This is a genomic window from Streptomyces sp. NPDC007162 (assembly GCF_040634175.1).
GTDB lineage: Bacteria > Actinomycetota > Actinomycetes > Streptomycetales > Streptomycetaceae > Streptomyces.
This window is the reverse complement of sequence record NZ_JBEYFC010000221.1, coordinates 1-13,783: the sequence shown is the minus strand read 5'-3', so window position 1 is coordinate 13,783 and position 13,783 is coordinate 1. Positions and strand designations below refer to the sequence as shown.

Annotated in this window: 14 protein-coding genes and 1 tRNA gene; 2 read left to right on the top strand and 13 right to left on the bottom strand. The window is 69.7% G+C overall.

All coding sequences use genetic code 11. From position 1 onward, the window contains the following. Window positions 1-11: 11 nt before the first annotated feature. The 7 genes from ABZ646_RS24790 to ABZ646_RS24760 all read right to left on the bottom strand — a co-directional run bounded on the left by ABZ646_RS24790 (window position 12) and on the right by ABZ646_RS24760 (window position 4,389). A tRNA-Ala gene (locus ABZ646_RS24790) sits at window positions 12-84 on the bottom strand. A gap of 134 nt (window positions 85-218) precedes the next feature. Continuing rightward, complete coding sequence (locus tag ABZ646_RS24785; protein ID WP_360522828.1) at window positions 219-887, bottom strand: histidine phosphatase family protein; 669 nt, start codon at window positions 885-887, stop codon at window positions 219-221. Beyond that, window positions 887-1,333, bottom strand: a complete 447-nt coding sequence (gene rsfS, locus ABZ646_RS24780; protein WP_360522825.1) for a ribosome silencing factor — start codon at window positions 1,331-1,333, stop codon at window positions 887-889. Before rsfS ends, ABZ646_RS24785 begins: the two co-directional genes overlap by 1 nt. A gap of 104 nt (window positions 1,334-1,437) precedes the next feature. Continuing rightward, window positions 1,438-3,147: an LCP family protein gene (locus ABZ646_RS24775; protein ID WP_360522822.1), complete on the bottom strand. Its 1,710-nt coding sequence runs from the start codon at window positions 3,145-3,147 to the stop codon at window positions 1,438-1,440. Window positions 3,148-3,163: 16 nt separating this feature from the next. Continuing rightward, window positions 3,164-3,856 carry a nicotinate-nucleotide adenylyltransferase gene (gene nadD, locus ABZ646_RS24770; RefSeq protein ID WP_360522819.1) on the bottom strand — a complete coding sequence of 231 codons (693 nt, stop codon included), beginning with the start codon at window positions 3,854-3,856 and terminating at the stop codon, window positions 3,164-3,166. Window positions 3,857-3,926: 70 nt separating this feature from the next. Further along, window positions 3,927-4,091, bottom strand: coding sequence for a hypothetical protein (locus ABZ646_RS24765; RefSeq protein WP_360522837.1), 165 nt, complete (start codon window positions 4,089-4,091; stop codon window positions 3,927-3,929). Window positions 4,092-4,227: 136 nt separating this feature from the next. Continuing rightward, window positions 4,228-4,389, bottom strand: a complete 162-nt coding sequence (locus ABZ646_RS24760; RefSeq protein WP_046733215.1) for a hypothetical protein — start codon at window positions 4,387-4,389, stop codon at window positions 4,228-4,230. 100 nt (window positions 4,390-4,489) lie between these two features. On the opposite strand from ABZ646_RS24760, the gene ABZ646_RS24755 reads away from it, so the two are divergent. Further along, the gene (locus ABZ646_RS24755) at window positions 4,490-5,593 is read left to right on the top strand and encodes a M48 family metallopeptidase (RefSeq protein ID WP_360522834.1); all 1,104 of its coding nucleotides are present in this window, start codon (window positions 4,490-4,492) and stop codon (window positions 5,591-5,593) included. Window positions 5,594-5,623: 30 nt separating this feature from the next. On the opposite strand, the gene ABZ646_RS24750 is transcribed toward ABZ646_RS24755, so the two are convergent. The 5 genes from ABZ646_RS24750 to proB form a co-directional block, all read right to left on the bottom strand. After that, window positions 5,624-6,694, bottom strand: a complete 1,071-nt coding sequence (locus tag ABZ646_RS24750) for a hypothetical protein (protein ID WP_360522816.1) — start codon at window positions 6,692-6,694, stop codon at window positions 5,624-5,626. Between the two features lie 89 nt (window positions 6,695-6,783). Continuing rightward, window positions 6,784-7,386 carry a hypothetical protein gene (locus ABZ646_RS24745; protein ID WP_360522813.1) on the bottom strand — a complete coding sequence of 201 codons (603 nt, stop codon included), beginning with the start codon at window positions 7,384-7,386 and terminating at the stop codon, window positions 6,784-6,786. 162 nt (window positions 7,387-7,548) lie between these two features. Further along, window positions 7,549-8,835, bottom strand: coding sequence for a glutamate-5-semialdehyde dehydrogenase (locus ABZ646_RS24740; protein WP_360522810.1), 1,287 nt, complete (start codon window positions 8,833-8,835; stop codon window positions 7,549-7,551). A 100-nt stretch (window positions 8,836-8,935) separates the two neighbouring features. Next, window positions 8,936-9,364 carry a hypothetical protein gene (locus ABZ646_RS24735; RefSeq protein ID WP_046733220.1) on the bottom strand — a complete coding sequence of 143 codons (429 nt, stop codon included), beginning with the start codon at window positions 9,362-9,364 and terminating at the stop codon, window positions 8,936-8,938. Window positions 9,365-9,486: 122 nt separating this feature from the next. Next, a complete protein-coding gene (gene proB, locus ABZ646_RS24730; protein ID WP_360522807.1) occupies window positions 9,487-10,593 on the bottom strand; it encodes a glutamate 5-kinase in 1,107 nt (368 codons plus the stop codon). Window positions 10,594-10,827: 234 nt separating this feature from the next. Between proB and ABZ646_RS24725 the strand changes: the two genes are divergently transcribed. Next, window positions 10,828-12,222, top strand: a complete 1,395-nt coding sequence (locus ABZ646_RS24725; RefSeq protein ID WP_360522804.1) for a polysaccharide pyruvyl transferase family protein — start codon at window positions 10,828-10,830, stop codon at window positions 12,220-12,222. A gap of 37 nt (window positions 12,223-12,259) precedes the next feature. Here the strand turns inward: ABZ646_RS24725 and ABZ646_RS24720 are convergent, their stop codons facing one another. Continuing rightward, window positions 12,260-13,420: a glycosyltransferase family 2 protein gene (locus ABZ646_RS24720; RefSeq protein ID WP_360522831.1), complete on the bottom strand. Its 1,161-nt coding sequence runs from the start codon at window positions 13,418-13,420 to the stop codon at window positions 12,260-12,262. Window positions 13,421-13,783: the final 363 nt, after the last annotated feature.

Below are 13,783 nucleotides of genomic sequence, written 5' to 3'. Positions count from 1 at the left end.
GTGTCGATCTGTGGAGCTAAGGAGAATTGAACTCCTGACCTCCTGCATGCCATGCAGGCGCTCTACCAACTGAGCTATAGCCCCTTGCGTTCTTCCCGTCTTTCCGCTCGGCGGGGCGAACAAGAAGAACTTTAGCCTGCGACCTGCCGGAAAGTGAAATCCGGGGTCCGGGACGGCCCGGGCGGCCGGAGGATCCTCGGCCGACGGCCCCTGGGCGGTCAGTCGTCGTCGCCGAGGACGGGCTCAGGGAGGGTGCCCGCGTTGTGCTCCAGCAGCCGCCAGCCGCGGGCGCCTTCGCCGAGCACGGACCAGCAGCAGTTGGTGAGGCCGCCGAGGCTCTCCCAGTGCGGGGAGTCCAGGCCGAGGAGACGGCCGATGGTGGTGCGGATGGTGCCGCCGTGGCTGACGACCACGAGTGTGCCGTCCTCGGGCAGCTTCTCGGCATGCCTGAGCACCACGGGGGCGGCCCGGTCGGCGACCTCGGTCTCCAGTTCGCCGCCGCCGCGACGGACCGGCTCACCGCGCTTCCACGCGGCGTACTCGTCGCCGTGGCGGGCGATGATCTCCTCGTGGGTGAGGCCCTGCCACACGCCCGCGTAGGTCTCGCGCAGCGCCTCGTCGCGAACCACGTCGAGGCCGGTGAGGTCGGCGAGCTGGGCGGCCGTGTCGGAGGCCCGTTTCAGGTCGGAGGAGACGATCGCGTCGGGGCCCAGGGAGGCGAGCAGGCGGGCCGCGCGCCGGGCCTGGCCGATGCCGGTCTCGGTGAGCTCGACATCGGTGGAGCCCTGGAAGCGCCGCTCGACGTTCCAGGCGGTCTGGCCGTGCCGCCACAGGATGATGCGGCGGCCGCGACCCTTGCGGTCGGTGACCTCGCCGGTGGCGCTCATCACCACTCTCCGGCCGGCTCGCTGGCGTCGTCGGCGGCGGCCTGCAGCCTGGCGTGCTCGGCGGCCTTGCCGCGGGTCGCCTTGGCGTCGGCGGGCAGGTCGATCTCGGGGCAGTCCTTCCACAGCCGCTCCAGGGCGTAGAAGACCCGCTCCTCGCTGTGCTGGACGTGGACGACGATGTCGACGTAGTCGAGCAGGATCCAGCGGGACTCACGGTCTCCCTCGCGGCGCACCGGCTTGGCGCCGAGCTCCTTCTGGAGACGCTCCTCGATCTCGTCGACGATCGACTTGACCTGGCGGTCGTTGGGTGCGGAGGCCAGCAGGAAGGCGTCCGTGATCGACAGGACGTCGCTGACGTCGTAGGCGATGACGTCGTGGGCGAGCTTGTCGGCGGCCGCCTGGGCGGCGGTGGTGATGAGCTCGAGGGAACGGTCGGTGGCGGTCACTGCGTGGCTTTCCGTCGGCGGTCGTTTGACCACAAGGGTCTCACGGACCGCCGGGCGCACCCCACGTGATTACCGTGTCACGTGGGGTGCGACGGGTGGCTGCCTCAGGAGGAGGACGGTTTGTAGTCCTGGCCGAGGACGACCGAGACATCGGCGCCCGAGCCGACGGTGCCCCTGGCCACGTCCTTCGCGTCGAGGCCGAGGGTCTTGGCGACCTCGGTGGCGTTCTCCTTGTCGGCGGCGCCGGAGTACAGCACCTGGGAGGTGGTCCGGGTGCCGGAGGCCGTGCCGCCTTCCAGGAAGGTGTAGCCGCCGTTGACGAGGACCACGCGGGCCTTCTCGGTGTTGTCCTTGACGCCGGTGGCGTTCTGGACGGAGACGCGGACGGCCGAGCCCGCGCTGGGGCTCTTGGCGGTGCCGCCGAGGATGTCCTTGACGACGCTGGAGCTGGTCTGGGCACTGAGGGTGCCGTCGTTCTGGACGGGCAGCAGGGCGGTCTTGTAGTCGCCGCCCTTGGCGAGGTCGGCGAGTTTGGCGAGGAAGGTGCCGAGGTCCTTGTCGGTCAGTGAGGGGTCCAGGATCTGCGCCAGGGTCTGCACGGTGACCGTGGCGGCCGACGGGTCGGAGGACAGCTTGCGCAGGACGCCCTGCATGACCTGCCCGAACCGTTCCAGCTGGGCGTCCTGGGCCTCACCGGAGGCGCGATAGGTGGCGTAGGCGACGGCGGCCTTGCCGCCCAGGGTCTGGTCCTTGCCCTTGCTGACGAGGGGCTCCTCGCCCTTCTTCTTGGCACCCGGGGCGGGGACGTCGGTGTTGGTGTCGATGTCGATGTTGCCGACGAGTTCGACGAGGTTCTGCAGGTAGGGCGTGTCCAGGCGCCAGGTGCCCTCGATGTTGGTGCCGAGGACGGTGTCGAGCTGGTCGCGGGTGCCGGAGGAGCCGTCGTCGTCGACGGACTTGGCGAGGGTCGTGGTGGTGCCGTCGTCGTCGGTCAGCGCCAGGGAATTGGGCAGCAGGACGGTGCTGCCCTGCTTGGTGGTGGTGTTGTCGACGAGCAGCGCGGTCGAGGTGCCGCCGCCTGCGGTGTTGTGCAGGTGGACGACGACCACGTCGCGTTTCTGTGCGGCCGCGGAGGTCGTCGTACCGCCCTTGGCGGCGGAGGAGGACAGGCCGGGGAGTTTCCCGGCGTACCAGAGGTAGCCGATGCCGCCGGCGGCGACCAGGGCGAGGACGACGACCAGGGCGATCGTCCGGCTGCGGGCGCGCCGCTTGGCCTCCTCGCGGCGCTCGGTGCGGTTCTCCGTGAAGTTCAGCCAGTCGATGACGTCCTCGGAGTCGCCGTCCGGCTCCTCGACGAACGCGAACTGCTCGGTGCGGTAGTCCCGCTCGCCCTGGCGGGGCTCGGCGGGTTCGTCGACCGGGTCGGCCTGCTGCGGGATGCGCGCGGTCTGCTCGGCGACGCGGGGCTGCCGGCCGCCGGTGGCCGTCTGCCCGTAGGAGTCGTAGCCGGTCTGGCCGGCGGCGTTGTACGGGTCGTACCCGGGTGCCGGCGGCGGCTGCCCGGTGTCGTGGACGGGAGCCTGCTGCCCGGTGTCGTAGGACGGCACGTGCTGCCCGGTGTCGTACGGGGAGGCGGTCTGCCGTCCGGCGTCGGTGTACGGGTCGTAGCCGTAGCCCTGTCCGGCATACGGGTCGTAGGTCTGCTGTGGCTGTTGCTGCGCCGTGATCGGGCGGTACACCGGCTGCCCGTACTCGTCGTAGCCGACGAGTTCGTACTGGTCGCTTCCGTAGCCCGCGTCGTATCGGTCGTTCACCGGTGCCCCTCTCGGCTCACTCGCCGCGGTACAGCTCGCGCTTGTCGATGTAGCGCACGACTCCGTCCGGCACCATGTACCAGATGGGGTCGCCCTTGGCGACTCTCGCACGGCAGTCTGTGGAGGAGATGGCGAGCGCGGGAACCTCCACCAGCGAAACACCTCCCTCGGGAAGGCCGCGGTCGGTCAGGTGGTGGCCGGGCCGGGTGCAGCCGATGAAGTGCGCCAGGGAGAAGAGTTCCTCCGAGTCCCGCCAGGTGAGGATCTGGCCGAGGGCGTCGGCACCGGTGATGAAGAAGAGGTCGGTGTCGGGGTTGAGGGCGCGCAGGTCGCGCAGGGTGTCGACGGTGTAGGTGGGGCCGCCGCGGTCGATGTCGATGCGGCTGACGGAGAACTGGGGGTTCTCGGCGGTGGCGATGACCGTCATCAGGTAGCGGTCCTCGGCGGGCGAGACCGCGCGGTGCGTCTTCTGCCACGGTTGCCCGGTGGGCACGAACACCACCTCGTCCAGGTGGAACTGGGCGGCGACCTCGCTGGCCGCCACGAGGTGCCCGTGGTGGATCGGGTCGAACGTTCCGCCCATGACGCCGAGGCGGCGCTTGCCGGTGTCCGCCAGGCCCGCCGGTGTGTACCGGGGGATTGTCACCGTGTCGTCGGCGTGCTCGGTCACGTCGTTCGCCGGACCGGTAGGCATGTCCTGCTCTCCCATGCGTGCAGACCCTACCGGCCCGGCCCGTGGGCCCCGTCCGGAGGACGGGTGCCGGGTGCGGTGGGCCCGCTCAGCGGTCGCGGTTGAAGCGGGTGGTGATCCACAGCAGGAGCAGCAGGATGATGAACGCGCTGCCACCGGTGACGAGCGGGTTGAGGCTGTCGTGGTTGCCGCCTCCCTCGCCCTCGGCGGCAACGGTGACCAACTGGGCAGCGGCGCTGTGGAGATTCATCATCTGCGGCAGGACCTATCGCGTGTGGGCGGGATAAAGACGTCGGCCCATCGTATGCGGGCGGTGTCGCGGCGATCACGCCGACTCCTCCGTTGGGCCGACCTGAGCGTCCCCGCGTGCGGGGAACGATTCCGGCGGCTCAGTCGTCCTTCTGTTTGTACCCGCGCAACAGGAACCAGGCGGTCAGCGCGCAACCGACGAACATGACGACGAGGACGACCCGGAGCAGATCGCCCGAGCCCTGATGCTGGGCGGCGCTCGCGGCCTGGGTGAGCCAGGCGGCCGGGGGGTGGTGCTCCATGAGGACTCCTTCGGCTGTACTGCCCGTCCAAGGTATCTCCGCCTAGGCTGGGCCCTGCCTCGGGGGCACACGGGACACACTCACGCGCATGGGGGATGACATGTCCGACGACGGCCACGAGCAGAACGGGCAGGGGCACGAGCGGGTGCCGAGCAGGCAGCGCAGGCGGTTCGCCGGGATCTCCTCGCGTGCGTACGAGCATCCGGCCGACCGTTCGGCGCTGGTGGCGCTGCGGAAGCTGAGCGGTTTCGACACGGTCTTCAAGGCGCTCAGCGGGCTGCTTCCTGAGCGGAGCCTGCGGCTGTTGTTCCTGTCCGACTCGGTGCGGGTCTCCGACCAGCAGTTCGCCCACCTGAACGACATGCTGCGGGACGCCTGTTACATCCTGGACCTGGAGAAGGTCCCGCCGATGTACGTCACGCAGGATCCTCAGCCGAACGCGATGTGCATCGGCCTGGACGAACCGATCATCGTGGTGACCACGGGGCTCGTCGAACTCCTCGACGAGGAGGAGATGCGGGCCGTCGTCGGCCACGAGGTGGGGCACGCCCTGTCCGGGCACTCCGTGTACCGGACGGTCCTGTTGTTCCTGACCGGCCTCGCTGTGAAGGTCGCCTGGATCCCGTTGGGCAATCTCGCGATCCTTGCGATCGTGACGGCGCTGCGGGAGTGGTTCCGCAAGTCGGAGTTGTCCGCGGACCGCGCGGGCCTGCTGGTGGGGCAGGATCTACGGGCTTCGATGCGGGGCCTGATGAAGATAGCGGGCGGCAACCACCTGCACGAGATGAACGTGGACGCGTTCCTGCAGCAGGCCGAGGAGTACGAGGCGGGCGGCGACCTGCGCGACTCGGTGCTGAAGATCCTCAATGTGCTGCCGCGCTCGCACCCGTTCACCACGGTCCGCGCGGCCGAGCTGAAGAAGTGGGCCGAGTCCCGCGACTACCAGCGGATCATGGACGGTCACTATCCGCGGCGCACCGCGGACAAGGACACCTCGGTCAGCGACTCGTTCAAGGAGTCCGCGGCGAGCTACGCGAGTGACGTGAAGGCGTCCAAGGACCCGCTGATGAAGCTGGTCACGGACATCGCGGGCGGGGCGGGCGGCCTCGGCGGCCGGGTCAGGCGGGGTTTCGACGGCTTCACGAGCGCGCCCCCGCCGAAGGACGCACCGCCGCAGGACACTCCCCCGCAGGACGAGGAGTAGCGGGTCCCGGGGTCCGGGCCGCTCGGGATCCTAGACCTTCGGCTCCGCCGCGGCGGACAGCGTCCCGCACAGGGCTGTCGCGCTGTCCGTGGCGAACGGGTTCGTGCCTGCCGGGCCGCCCGCCCTGGCCGTCTCGCCGGCCAGGAGGGGATGCAGGTGGTCGGCGGCGTCCTCGGCGCAGGACAGGGGGCCCGCCTGTACGTAGGAGACGACCAGCTGGGTCTGGTGCAGGCGCAGGTCGTCGCGGTCGAAGCGGAAGGTCAGCTCGCGGCGGACGGTGAACAGGGAGACCGGGGAGCCCGCCGGGGCGCCGGTGGGGCGCAGCGCGTAGACGAAGGTGTGGTCCGCGGAGACCTCGAGGGTGGCCGAGTCGGTCTCGGTGGCCGACAGGTTGCCCTGGACGCGGATCCTCGGGTCGGCGAGTTCGGCGCGGGCGGGGTCGAAGCGGATCAGCCATCCGGTGGGGGCGTGCCGCCCGTCCGCGGCGGGGTGGTCGAAGCTCTGGTCGAACTGGTCGAGCTGGCCGGGGTCGAGCAGCGCCCGTGCGGGCCGCACCTGGCTGCTGTCGAGCACCTCGGGGTAGAGCGAGGAGCGGACGAGGTAGTCCTTGACCGTGGTCAGGGCGGTGACGACCTGACTGTCGGAGAAGTGCGCGGTGCTGCGGGCGGCGGGCAGCGGTATCCCCTCGGCGCCGATCTCGTACTGTGCGGCGGGGCTGTGTGCGAACAGGGTCTCGGCGTCGGCGGCACCGGGCACCCTGCCCTGCGGGGAGAGCGGGATGAAGGTCATCCGCAGCGGTTCGGCGGGCTGCTGGGCCTCCTGGGTGCCGTAGGGGTGGCGGACGCCCATGTAGATCGCGGTGCCGAAGGCGGCGAGGATCAGCACGAAGAGAATCACGGCCTGCCGGGTGAGACCCCGGCGCAGCGGCGGGCGGCGGCGGACGGCGGGCGCGTGGTCGGCCATGCGTTCGCGTGCGGAGGACTCCTGGAGGCGGGCAGCGCGGACGAACGACTCGTCGAAGACGACGGATCGGTACTCGTCCTCCCCACCCACGGGGCCGCCCTCGGGTGTCCCCTCCGGTGGGTCTCCTGGCCCGCCCATACTTTCAGAGTAGGTCTCGGGAGCCTCAGGTAAACGCGCCGCTGCGCGACAAGTTCTGACAGGTTCTCACCAGGAAGGACAAACCCCCGTCAGGGGGTGCGCGGGATCGCCGAGACCGCCTGCTGGGCGGGCTGGGAGTAGTCGGCGGACACCGAGGGTGCCGCCGCGGTGCCCTGTTCCTGGCCGGTGGAGGAGGGCCTGGGAAGCTGGTCGCGGTTGCCGCCCGAGGAGGCGCTGCGGTAGACCGCGGCGAAGGCGAGCGCGACCATGCCTATGCCCATGACGAGGGCGAGCAGCCAGGCGACGGGACGGTGCCAGCGGACGTGTTTGCCGTACGTCCCGGTGGCGCCGTACCGGTCCTCGAGCACATCGGTGTCGTCGGGGTCGTCGAGATCGCCGGCGGAGCCGAATTCGGATCCGTAGCCGTCGTCGTAGCGCTCGCCTCTGCCGTGGGCACGGCGGGCCTCGGCCTCGGAGGCCTCGGCTCTGGCCTGGGCGGCGGCAAGGAGGCGTTCGACCGCGGTCGGCTCGTGGATCACGGCCGCCTTCACGAAGGCCTCGTCGAAGACCACGGTGTCGAATTCGTCGTCCGACATTCCGTGGTCATGGTCGTCGTCGGGATCCCAGCCGTCAGAGAACGGCGTGCCCCCCACGTCCTCCGGCACGGATCCAGAGTAGACCTGGGGGGTCAATTTGGGCAGACGGTATGGAAATTCATAGGCCCGGTGAGACGCCTCTCACCCCGGCGTCTCACGCCGTTGCCGGGCGCCGCACGCCCCGTCGCACGCCAGTACGCCGTACGACGCCCGGTTGGAGCCGTACAGGTGTCGGCGGCGGCTGCGCCGGTACGGCCGTCAGCGGCGGATGTGGCCGTCGCCGGTGACGATGTACTTGGTGCTGGTCAGCTCGGGCAGCCCCATGGGGCCACGGGCGTGCAGCTTCTGGGTGGAGATGCCGATCTCGGCGCCGAACCCGAACTGGCCGCCGTCGGTGAACCGGGTGGAGGCGTTCACGGCGACGGTGGTGGAGTCGACCAGCTGGGTGAAGCGGCGGGCGGCCTGCTGCGAGGTGGTGACGATGGCCTCGGTGTGCCCGGAGGTCCACAGCCGGATGTGCTCGACGGCCCTGTCGAGGGAGTCCACGACGGCGGCGGCGATGTCGTACGACAGGTACTCGGTCTCCCAGTCCTCCGGGACGGCCTCGACGACGGTCGCCTTGGAGTCCTTGGCGTAGGCCAGGACGCGTTCGTCGGCGTGGACGGTGACACCGGCCTCGGCGAGGGCGTCCAGGGCGCGGGGCAGGAACTCGGGGGCGATGTCCTGGTGGACGAGGAGTGTCTCGGCGGCGTTGCAGACGCTGACCCGCTGCGCCTTGGAGTTGATCAGGATGTCGATGGCCATGTCGATGTCGGCGTGGGCGTCGACGTAGACGTGGCAGTTGCCGGTGCCGGTCTCGATGACGGGGACCTTGGACTCCATGACGACGGTCTGGATGAGGGAGGCCCCGCCGCGCGGGATGAGGACGTCGACGAGGCCGCGGGCCCGCATCAGCTCGTGGACGGACTCGCGACTCTCGCCGGGCACCAGCTGGACGGCGTCGGCGGGCAGCCCGGCGCCGCCGACGGCGTCCCGCAGGACCCTCACCAGGGCCGTGTTGGATTCGAAGGCGGAGGCGGAGCCGCGCAGCAGGACGGCGTTTCCGGACTTCAGGCAGAGGGCGGCGGCGTCGACCGTGACGTTCGGGCGGGCCTCGTAGATGATGCCGACGACCCCGAGGGGGACGCGGACCTGGCGCAGGTCGATGCCATTGGGGAGGGTGGAGCCGCGGACGACCTCGCCGACCGGGTCGGGCAGCTTCGCCACGTCGCGGACGTCGGAGGCGATCGCGCGAACCCGCTCGGGGGTGAGTGTGAGGCGGTCGACGATGGCCTCGCTGATGCCGTTCTCGCGGGCCTTGGCGATGTCCTTGGCGTTGGCCTCGACGACTTCGCTCGTACGGACCTCCAGTGCGTCCGCGATGGCGAGCAGCGCGTCGTCCTTCACCGCGCGCGGCAGCGGCGCGAGGTCGGCGGCGGCAGCCTTGGCGCGGTAGGCGGCCTGGGTGACCGGGGACATGGCGTCGTAGGGCGAGAGCGTGGTCATGAAGGAAGGGTAGTGCGCCCCGGCCGGCCGTTCACGCGTCATCCCACCTCGCGAGACGTGGTGCAGAACGGGTGAATACCGGCCGGCGGCAGGGGCGGCGTCAGAACGGGTGGATACCGACCGGTGTCGCCGGGGGCGGGCCGTAGCCCTCGGCGATCCGCTGGTGGTAGGTGGCCCGGTCGATGACCTCCAGGCCGACAATCTCCCAGGCGGGCAGTCCGGCGGTCTGCCGGTGTTCGCCCCACAGGCGCAGCGCGACGGCGGCGGCGTCGTGGAGGTCCCTGGCCTCTTCCCAGTAGCGGATCTCGGCGTGGTCGCAGGCGTAGCGGCTGGTCAGCAGGAACGGGTGGTCGTGGGCCAGTTGTTCGAGTCCGCGGCGCAGTTCCGGCAGGGGGACCTCGGCACCGCAGACGCTGAGGGTGACGTGCCACAGCCGGGGCAGGTCCTTCGGCTCCTCGTAGGTGTCCCCGGCCGCGACGCTCGTCAGAGCACCGCGGGAGGCCGCAGCCCCAGGGCGCACTCGTCTCACGACGGCCTCCTTCGCTGTGCTCGTGCGGAACGTGTTCCTGAGACAAAGTTGAGCAGGCCGCAAGGGTTCGTGTGGCGGTTTTACGGAACGTCCCCCACCGGGGGCCGTCGTTATGCCCGCTTTTAGGAGTGCAGGATCACCAGGTCGTCCCTGTGTACGACCTCCCTTTCGTACGCCGGGCCCAGTTCGCGTGCCAGCTCCCTGGTCGATCGCCCGATCAGCTGGGGGATCTCCTTGGCGTCGAAGCTGACCAGTCCGCGCGCCACCGCGCGCCCCTCTGTGTTGCGCAGTTCGACCGGGTCCCCGGCGCTGAAATCGCCTTCGACGGCGGCGATCCCCGCGGGCAGCAGCGACTTGCGGCCCTGGACGACCGCGCGCACGGCGCCGTCGTCGAGGGTGAGCGAGCCCTGCGGGGTGGAGGCGTGCTGAAGCCACAGGAGGCGGTCTGCGGACCGTTTGCCCGCGGGATGGAAGTAGGTGCCGGTGTCACCGCCGGAGAGTGCCTCGGCGGCATGCACGGCGCTGGTGAGGACGACGGGGATGCCGGCGGCCGCGGCGATCCGGGCGGCTTCCACCTTGGTGACCATGCCGCCGGTGCCGACGCCGGCCTTCCCGGCGCTGCCGATCTCGACGCCCGCGAGGTCCTGCGGTCCCTTCACCTCCGCTATCCGCGAGGTGCCCGGCCTGCTGGGGTCGCCGTCGTAGACGCCGTCGACGTCGGAGAGGAGGACCAGGAGGTCGGCGTGGACGAGGTGGGCGACGAGGGCGGCGAGGCGGTCGTTGTCGCCGAAGCGGATCTCGTCGGTGGCGACGGTGTCGTTCTCGTTGACGATCGGGAAGGCGCCCATCGCGAGCAGTTTGTCCAGGGTGCGCGAGGCGTTGCGGTGGTGGGCGCGTCGGCTCATGTCGTCGGAGGTGAGCAGGATTTGGCCGACGCGGACGCCGTAGCGGGCGAAGGAAGCGGTATAGCGGGCGACGAGCAGTCCCTGGCCGACGCTGGCGGCGGCCTGCTGGCGGGCCAGGTCCCGGGGGCGGCGGCGCAGGCCGAGCGGGGCGAGACCCGCGGCGATGGCGCCGGAGGAGACGAGGACGACCTCCCTCTCCCCGCCGCTGCGGCTCTTGGCGAGGACGTCGACGAGCGCGTCGACGCGGTCGGCGTCCAGGCCGCCTGAGGCTGTGGTGAGCGAGGAGGAACCCACCTTGACGACAATCCTGCGAGCCTCACTCACGGCCTGCCTTGCCCTTGCCACGTCCCGTCCCCACTTCCTCGCGTCCGACAGCAATCTACGCGAAGCGGATGTGCGCGGAACGCTTCCGTCCAGCCTCCGGACAGGGACACGAGCAGGCTCCGGGTAACCGGTCGATCACAGACCGCTCATGGCAAAAAGGTTGCCCTGACTCCTTATAGAAATCGAAGAGAACGCAAAGTTAATTTGAAGTTTGTGTCATCTAAAGTTCGCAGCGTGAAGCGCATCCTGCTCAGATCGGGCAAAAGCCCCTACGACGTCGTCACCCTCGAGGAGGCCCTGCACCGGGACGTCATCGCCACCAACTCGGGCAACCTGATCTTCAGCGACGCCGCGCACAAGATCCTCACGACGCCGGACACCGAGGTCGTCTCGAACGGCATCCCCTCCGACGTCTCCGCCGCCGGACGCATCAACGACGAGTACGACGCGTTCGTCATCCCGCTGGCCAACGCCTTCCGTCCGTCCTTCGAGGGCTCCTTGAAGCGGATGACCCGGCTGATCTCGAAGTTGCGCATCCCGGTCGTCGTCCTCGGGGTGGGAGCGCAGACCGGTGTCAGTTACAACCCGGAACGGCTGAGGCGCATGGAGCCGACCGTGCGGGAGTTCTGCTCCGCGGTGCTGGAGCGCAGCGCGTCGATCGGCGTGCGCGGCGAGTTCACCGAGCAGTACCTGAAGGACATGGGTTTCAAGGACGTCGAGACCATCGGCTGCCCCTCGCTGTTCATGTACGGCGATCGACTGCCCGTGCACAAGACGGCACCGGAGTTGACGCCCCGGTCCCGCATAGCGATCAACGGTTCGCACAGTGCCGTACGCACACAGGGACTGGACCAGATCATCACGCGGACCCACGAGCTCTACCCGAACCTGTGCTTCGTCGGCCAGAACCTCAGCGACGCCCGCCAGTTGCACTGGCGCGACCTGTCGGACCCGAACGCCGCGGTGACCGCGATGCCGACCCACCCGGACCATCCGATGTACCGGGAGGACAAGGTCCGGGTCTACGTCGACCCGGTCACCTGGATCAATGATCTGCGTTCGTTCGACTTCTCCTTCGGTTCGCGCATCCACGGCAACATCGCGGCGCTGCTCGCGGGCACACCGGCCACCGTGCTGTGCGGTGACTCGCGGACGCTGGAACTGTGCCGGTACTTCGAGATTCCGCACCGGCGGCTGGACCAGGCGGTCAAGAACCCTGCCTCGGCGGATCCGGCGGCACTGTACGCGGAGGCTGATTTCGGCGGCCTGGTCGGTGGTCATCGGGAGCGTTTCGAGCGGTTCACCGGGTTCCTGGACAAGAACGGGCTGCAGAACACGTTCACGCACGGCGACGGCGGGGCGGCCTTCGAGGAACGGATGGACTCTCTGGCGTTCCCGGCGGGTGTCCGCCCCTGGAACGACGCGGACCCGGCCTCGCTGACCTCGCGGTTCGGCTGGCTGCACACCCGGATCGACGAGCTGTCGCTGGACAACGCCCGCCTGCAGAACGAACTGGCGCGTTCCGGGGTACGCATCAAGTCCGCCGGCGCGCAGCCGGCGTCGGTGTACCGGCGGGCCCGGCGGGCCGTGGGCCGGCCGATCCGCCGGGCGCTGGGGGCGGACCAGTAGGGCGGCAGGTGCCGGGCGTCTGGCGCCCGTATCCCGGTCAGGCCGCGGCGGCCTTGACTCCCCGTGCGGGCAGCGAGCGCCGGACCTTGCGCATGGCGCGCCGCAGGAAGGTGTTGGCGGCGTCCTCGCGGTAGCCCTCGACCGAGCGGGCCTCTCGGGGTTCGGCGAGGTAGATCCAATCGGGGACACCGGACGCCGTCGAGCGGAAGTACGGGTAGGCCAGGTAGACGGCGGTGCCGCGCTTCTCCAGCACGGCATCGGCCTGTTTCTTGGCGCGGACGAACTCGATGACGTCGGGGAGGAGATCGGGGCGCCGTTCAGCGACCAGGTGAAGTCTCAGCCGTTCGTGCACCCTGAGCCGGCGGGCGACTTCCGGGTTCCAGTGGGCGTCCATCAGCGGCCCGGCCAACTCCATCTTGTGCCGCCGCACCTCCTCGTCGTCCTTGAGGAATTTGGGGCCGAACTGCGGAAGCAGGGTGACCAGGAACGGCCGGACCATGAGTGTGTCGCGACGTGGTCCTGCCGGGACCATGTCGGCGATCAGGTTCATCAGGGCGCGCGCCGAGTCGAAGCGCAGGGTGTAGCTGCCGCTCTTGGTGACGTGTTTTCCGTCGTCGCGGCCGACCAGGTAGTAGCAGGGGTAGTCGGCGACGACGGAGACGCCGTTGGCGCGGAGATAGGCCTCCATGGTGAACAGCGCGTCCTCACCGGTCCACAGGGACTCGTCGAAGCGCATGCCGTGCCGTTCCAGCAGTGCGCGGCGGAAGAGTTTCTGGGCGCTGAGCGTGAACTTGATGTTGGAGGAGAACACGTCGGTACGGTCGAGCGTCTTGCCCCACATCGACGTGGGGGGTTTGCGGTTGATTCCCTCGACCTTGCCGAGGACGACATCGGTGCCGTTCTTGTCCGCCATGGCGACCATGCGCTCGAGTGCCTCGTCACCGAGTCGGTCGTCCGCGTCCAGGAAGAACACGTAGCGGCCGGTGGCCTTGGCGAGGCCGACGTTGCGGGGACCGCTGGGGCCGCCGGAGTTCTTCTGGCGGATCACGGTCACGGGCATGGCGGCGCGGGCCGCGAACTCCTCCAGGCACTCCCCCGTGCCGTCGGCCGATCCGTCGTCGACGGCGATGACCTCCATGCGTGCCGGGTCGAGGGTCTGGCGCTCCACGGAGGCCAGGCACTCGACGAGGTACGGCATCGCTTCGTACGCCCCGATGATGACGGTCACATCAGGCTGCGCAACGACGGTCACGTTTCCCCCTAGTCAATGGTGCGTTCCCCCGGTGTCGACTCAGTCGCAACGTTCTAGATGGCTGATCGACGCGACCGGTTGCCCAGGAACGCTCCTTCAGTGACCCAGCTCACATGGCAGGGACACTGCCGGACGATGTACGGCGGGTTACGCCGGACAGTACGGGCGCGCAGTAAGAGCCACTCAGCGGATACCGCGAAGCACTGGTAAGAAGACGCGTCCCGAATGACTAAGCAAAGGTAAGAAGACGACTTTGCGGGGGATGCCGAACGGGCTCGGTCCCGGGGAGGAATCCCCGGGACCGAGCCC

Excerpts from the sequence above, each read along its gene's own strand:
- ABZ646_RS24785 (WP_360522828.1), bottom strand. The coding sequence starts at position 887 with ATGAGCGCCACCGGCGAGGTCACCGACCGCAAGGGTCGCGGCCGCCGC.
- ABZ646_RS24740 (WP_360522810.1), bottom strand. The coding sequence starts at position 8,835 with ATGACCACGCTCTCGCCCTACGACGCCATGTCCCCGGTCACCCAGGCC.
- ABZ646_RS24765 (WP_360522837.1), bottom strand. The coding sequence starts at position 4,091 with ATGATGAATCTCCACAGCGCCGCTGCCCAGTTGGTCACCGTTGCCGCC.
- ABZ646_RS24760 (WP_046733215.1), bottom strand. The coding sequence starts at position 4,389 with ATGGAGCACCACCCCCCGGCCGCCTGGCTCACCCAGGCCGCGAGCGCC.
- ABZ646_RS24720 (WP_360522831.1), bottom strand. The coding sequence starts at position 13,420 with ATGCCGTACCTCGTCGAGTGCCTGGCCTCCGTGGAGCGCCAGACCCTC.
- nadD (WP_360522819.1), bottom strand. The coding sequence starts at position 3,856 with ATGGGAGAGCAGGACATGCCTACCGGTCCGGCGAACGACGTGACCGAG.
- ABZ646_RS24750 (WP_360522816.1), bottom strand. The coding sequence starts at position 6,694 with ATGGGCGGGCCAGGAGACCCACCGGAGGGGACACCCGAGGGCGGCCCC.
- ABZ646_RS24755 (WP_360522834.1), top strand. The coding sequence starts at position 4,490 with ATGTCCGACGACGGCCACGAGCAGAACGGGCAGGGGCACGAGCGGGTG.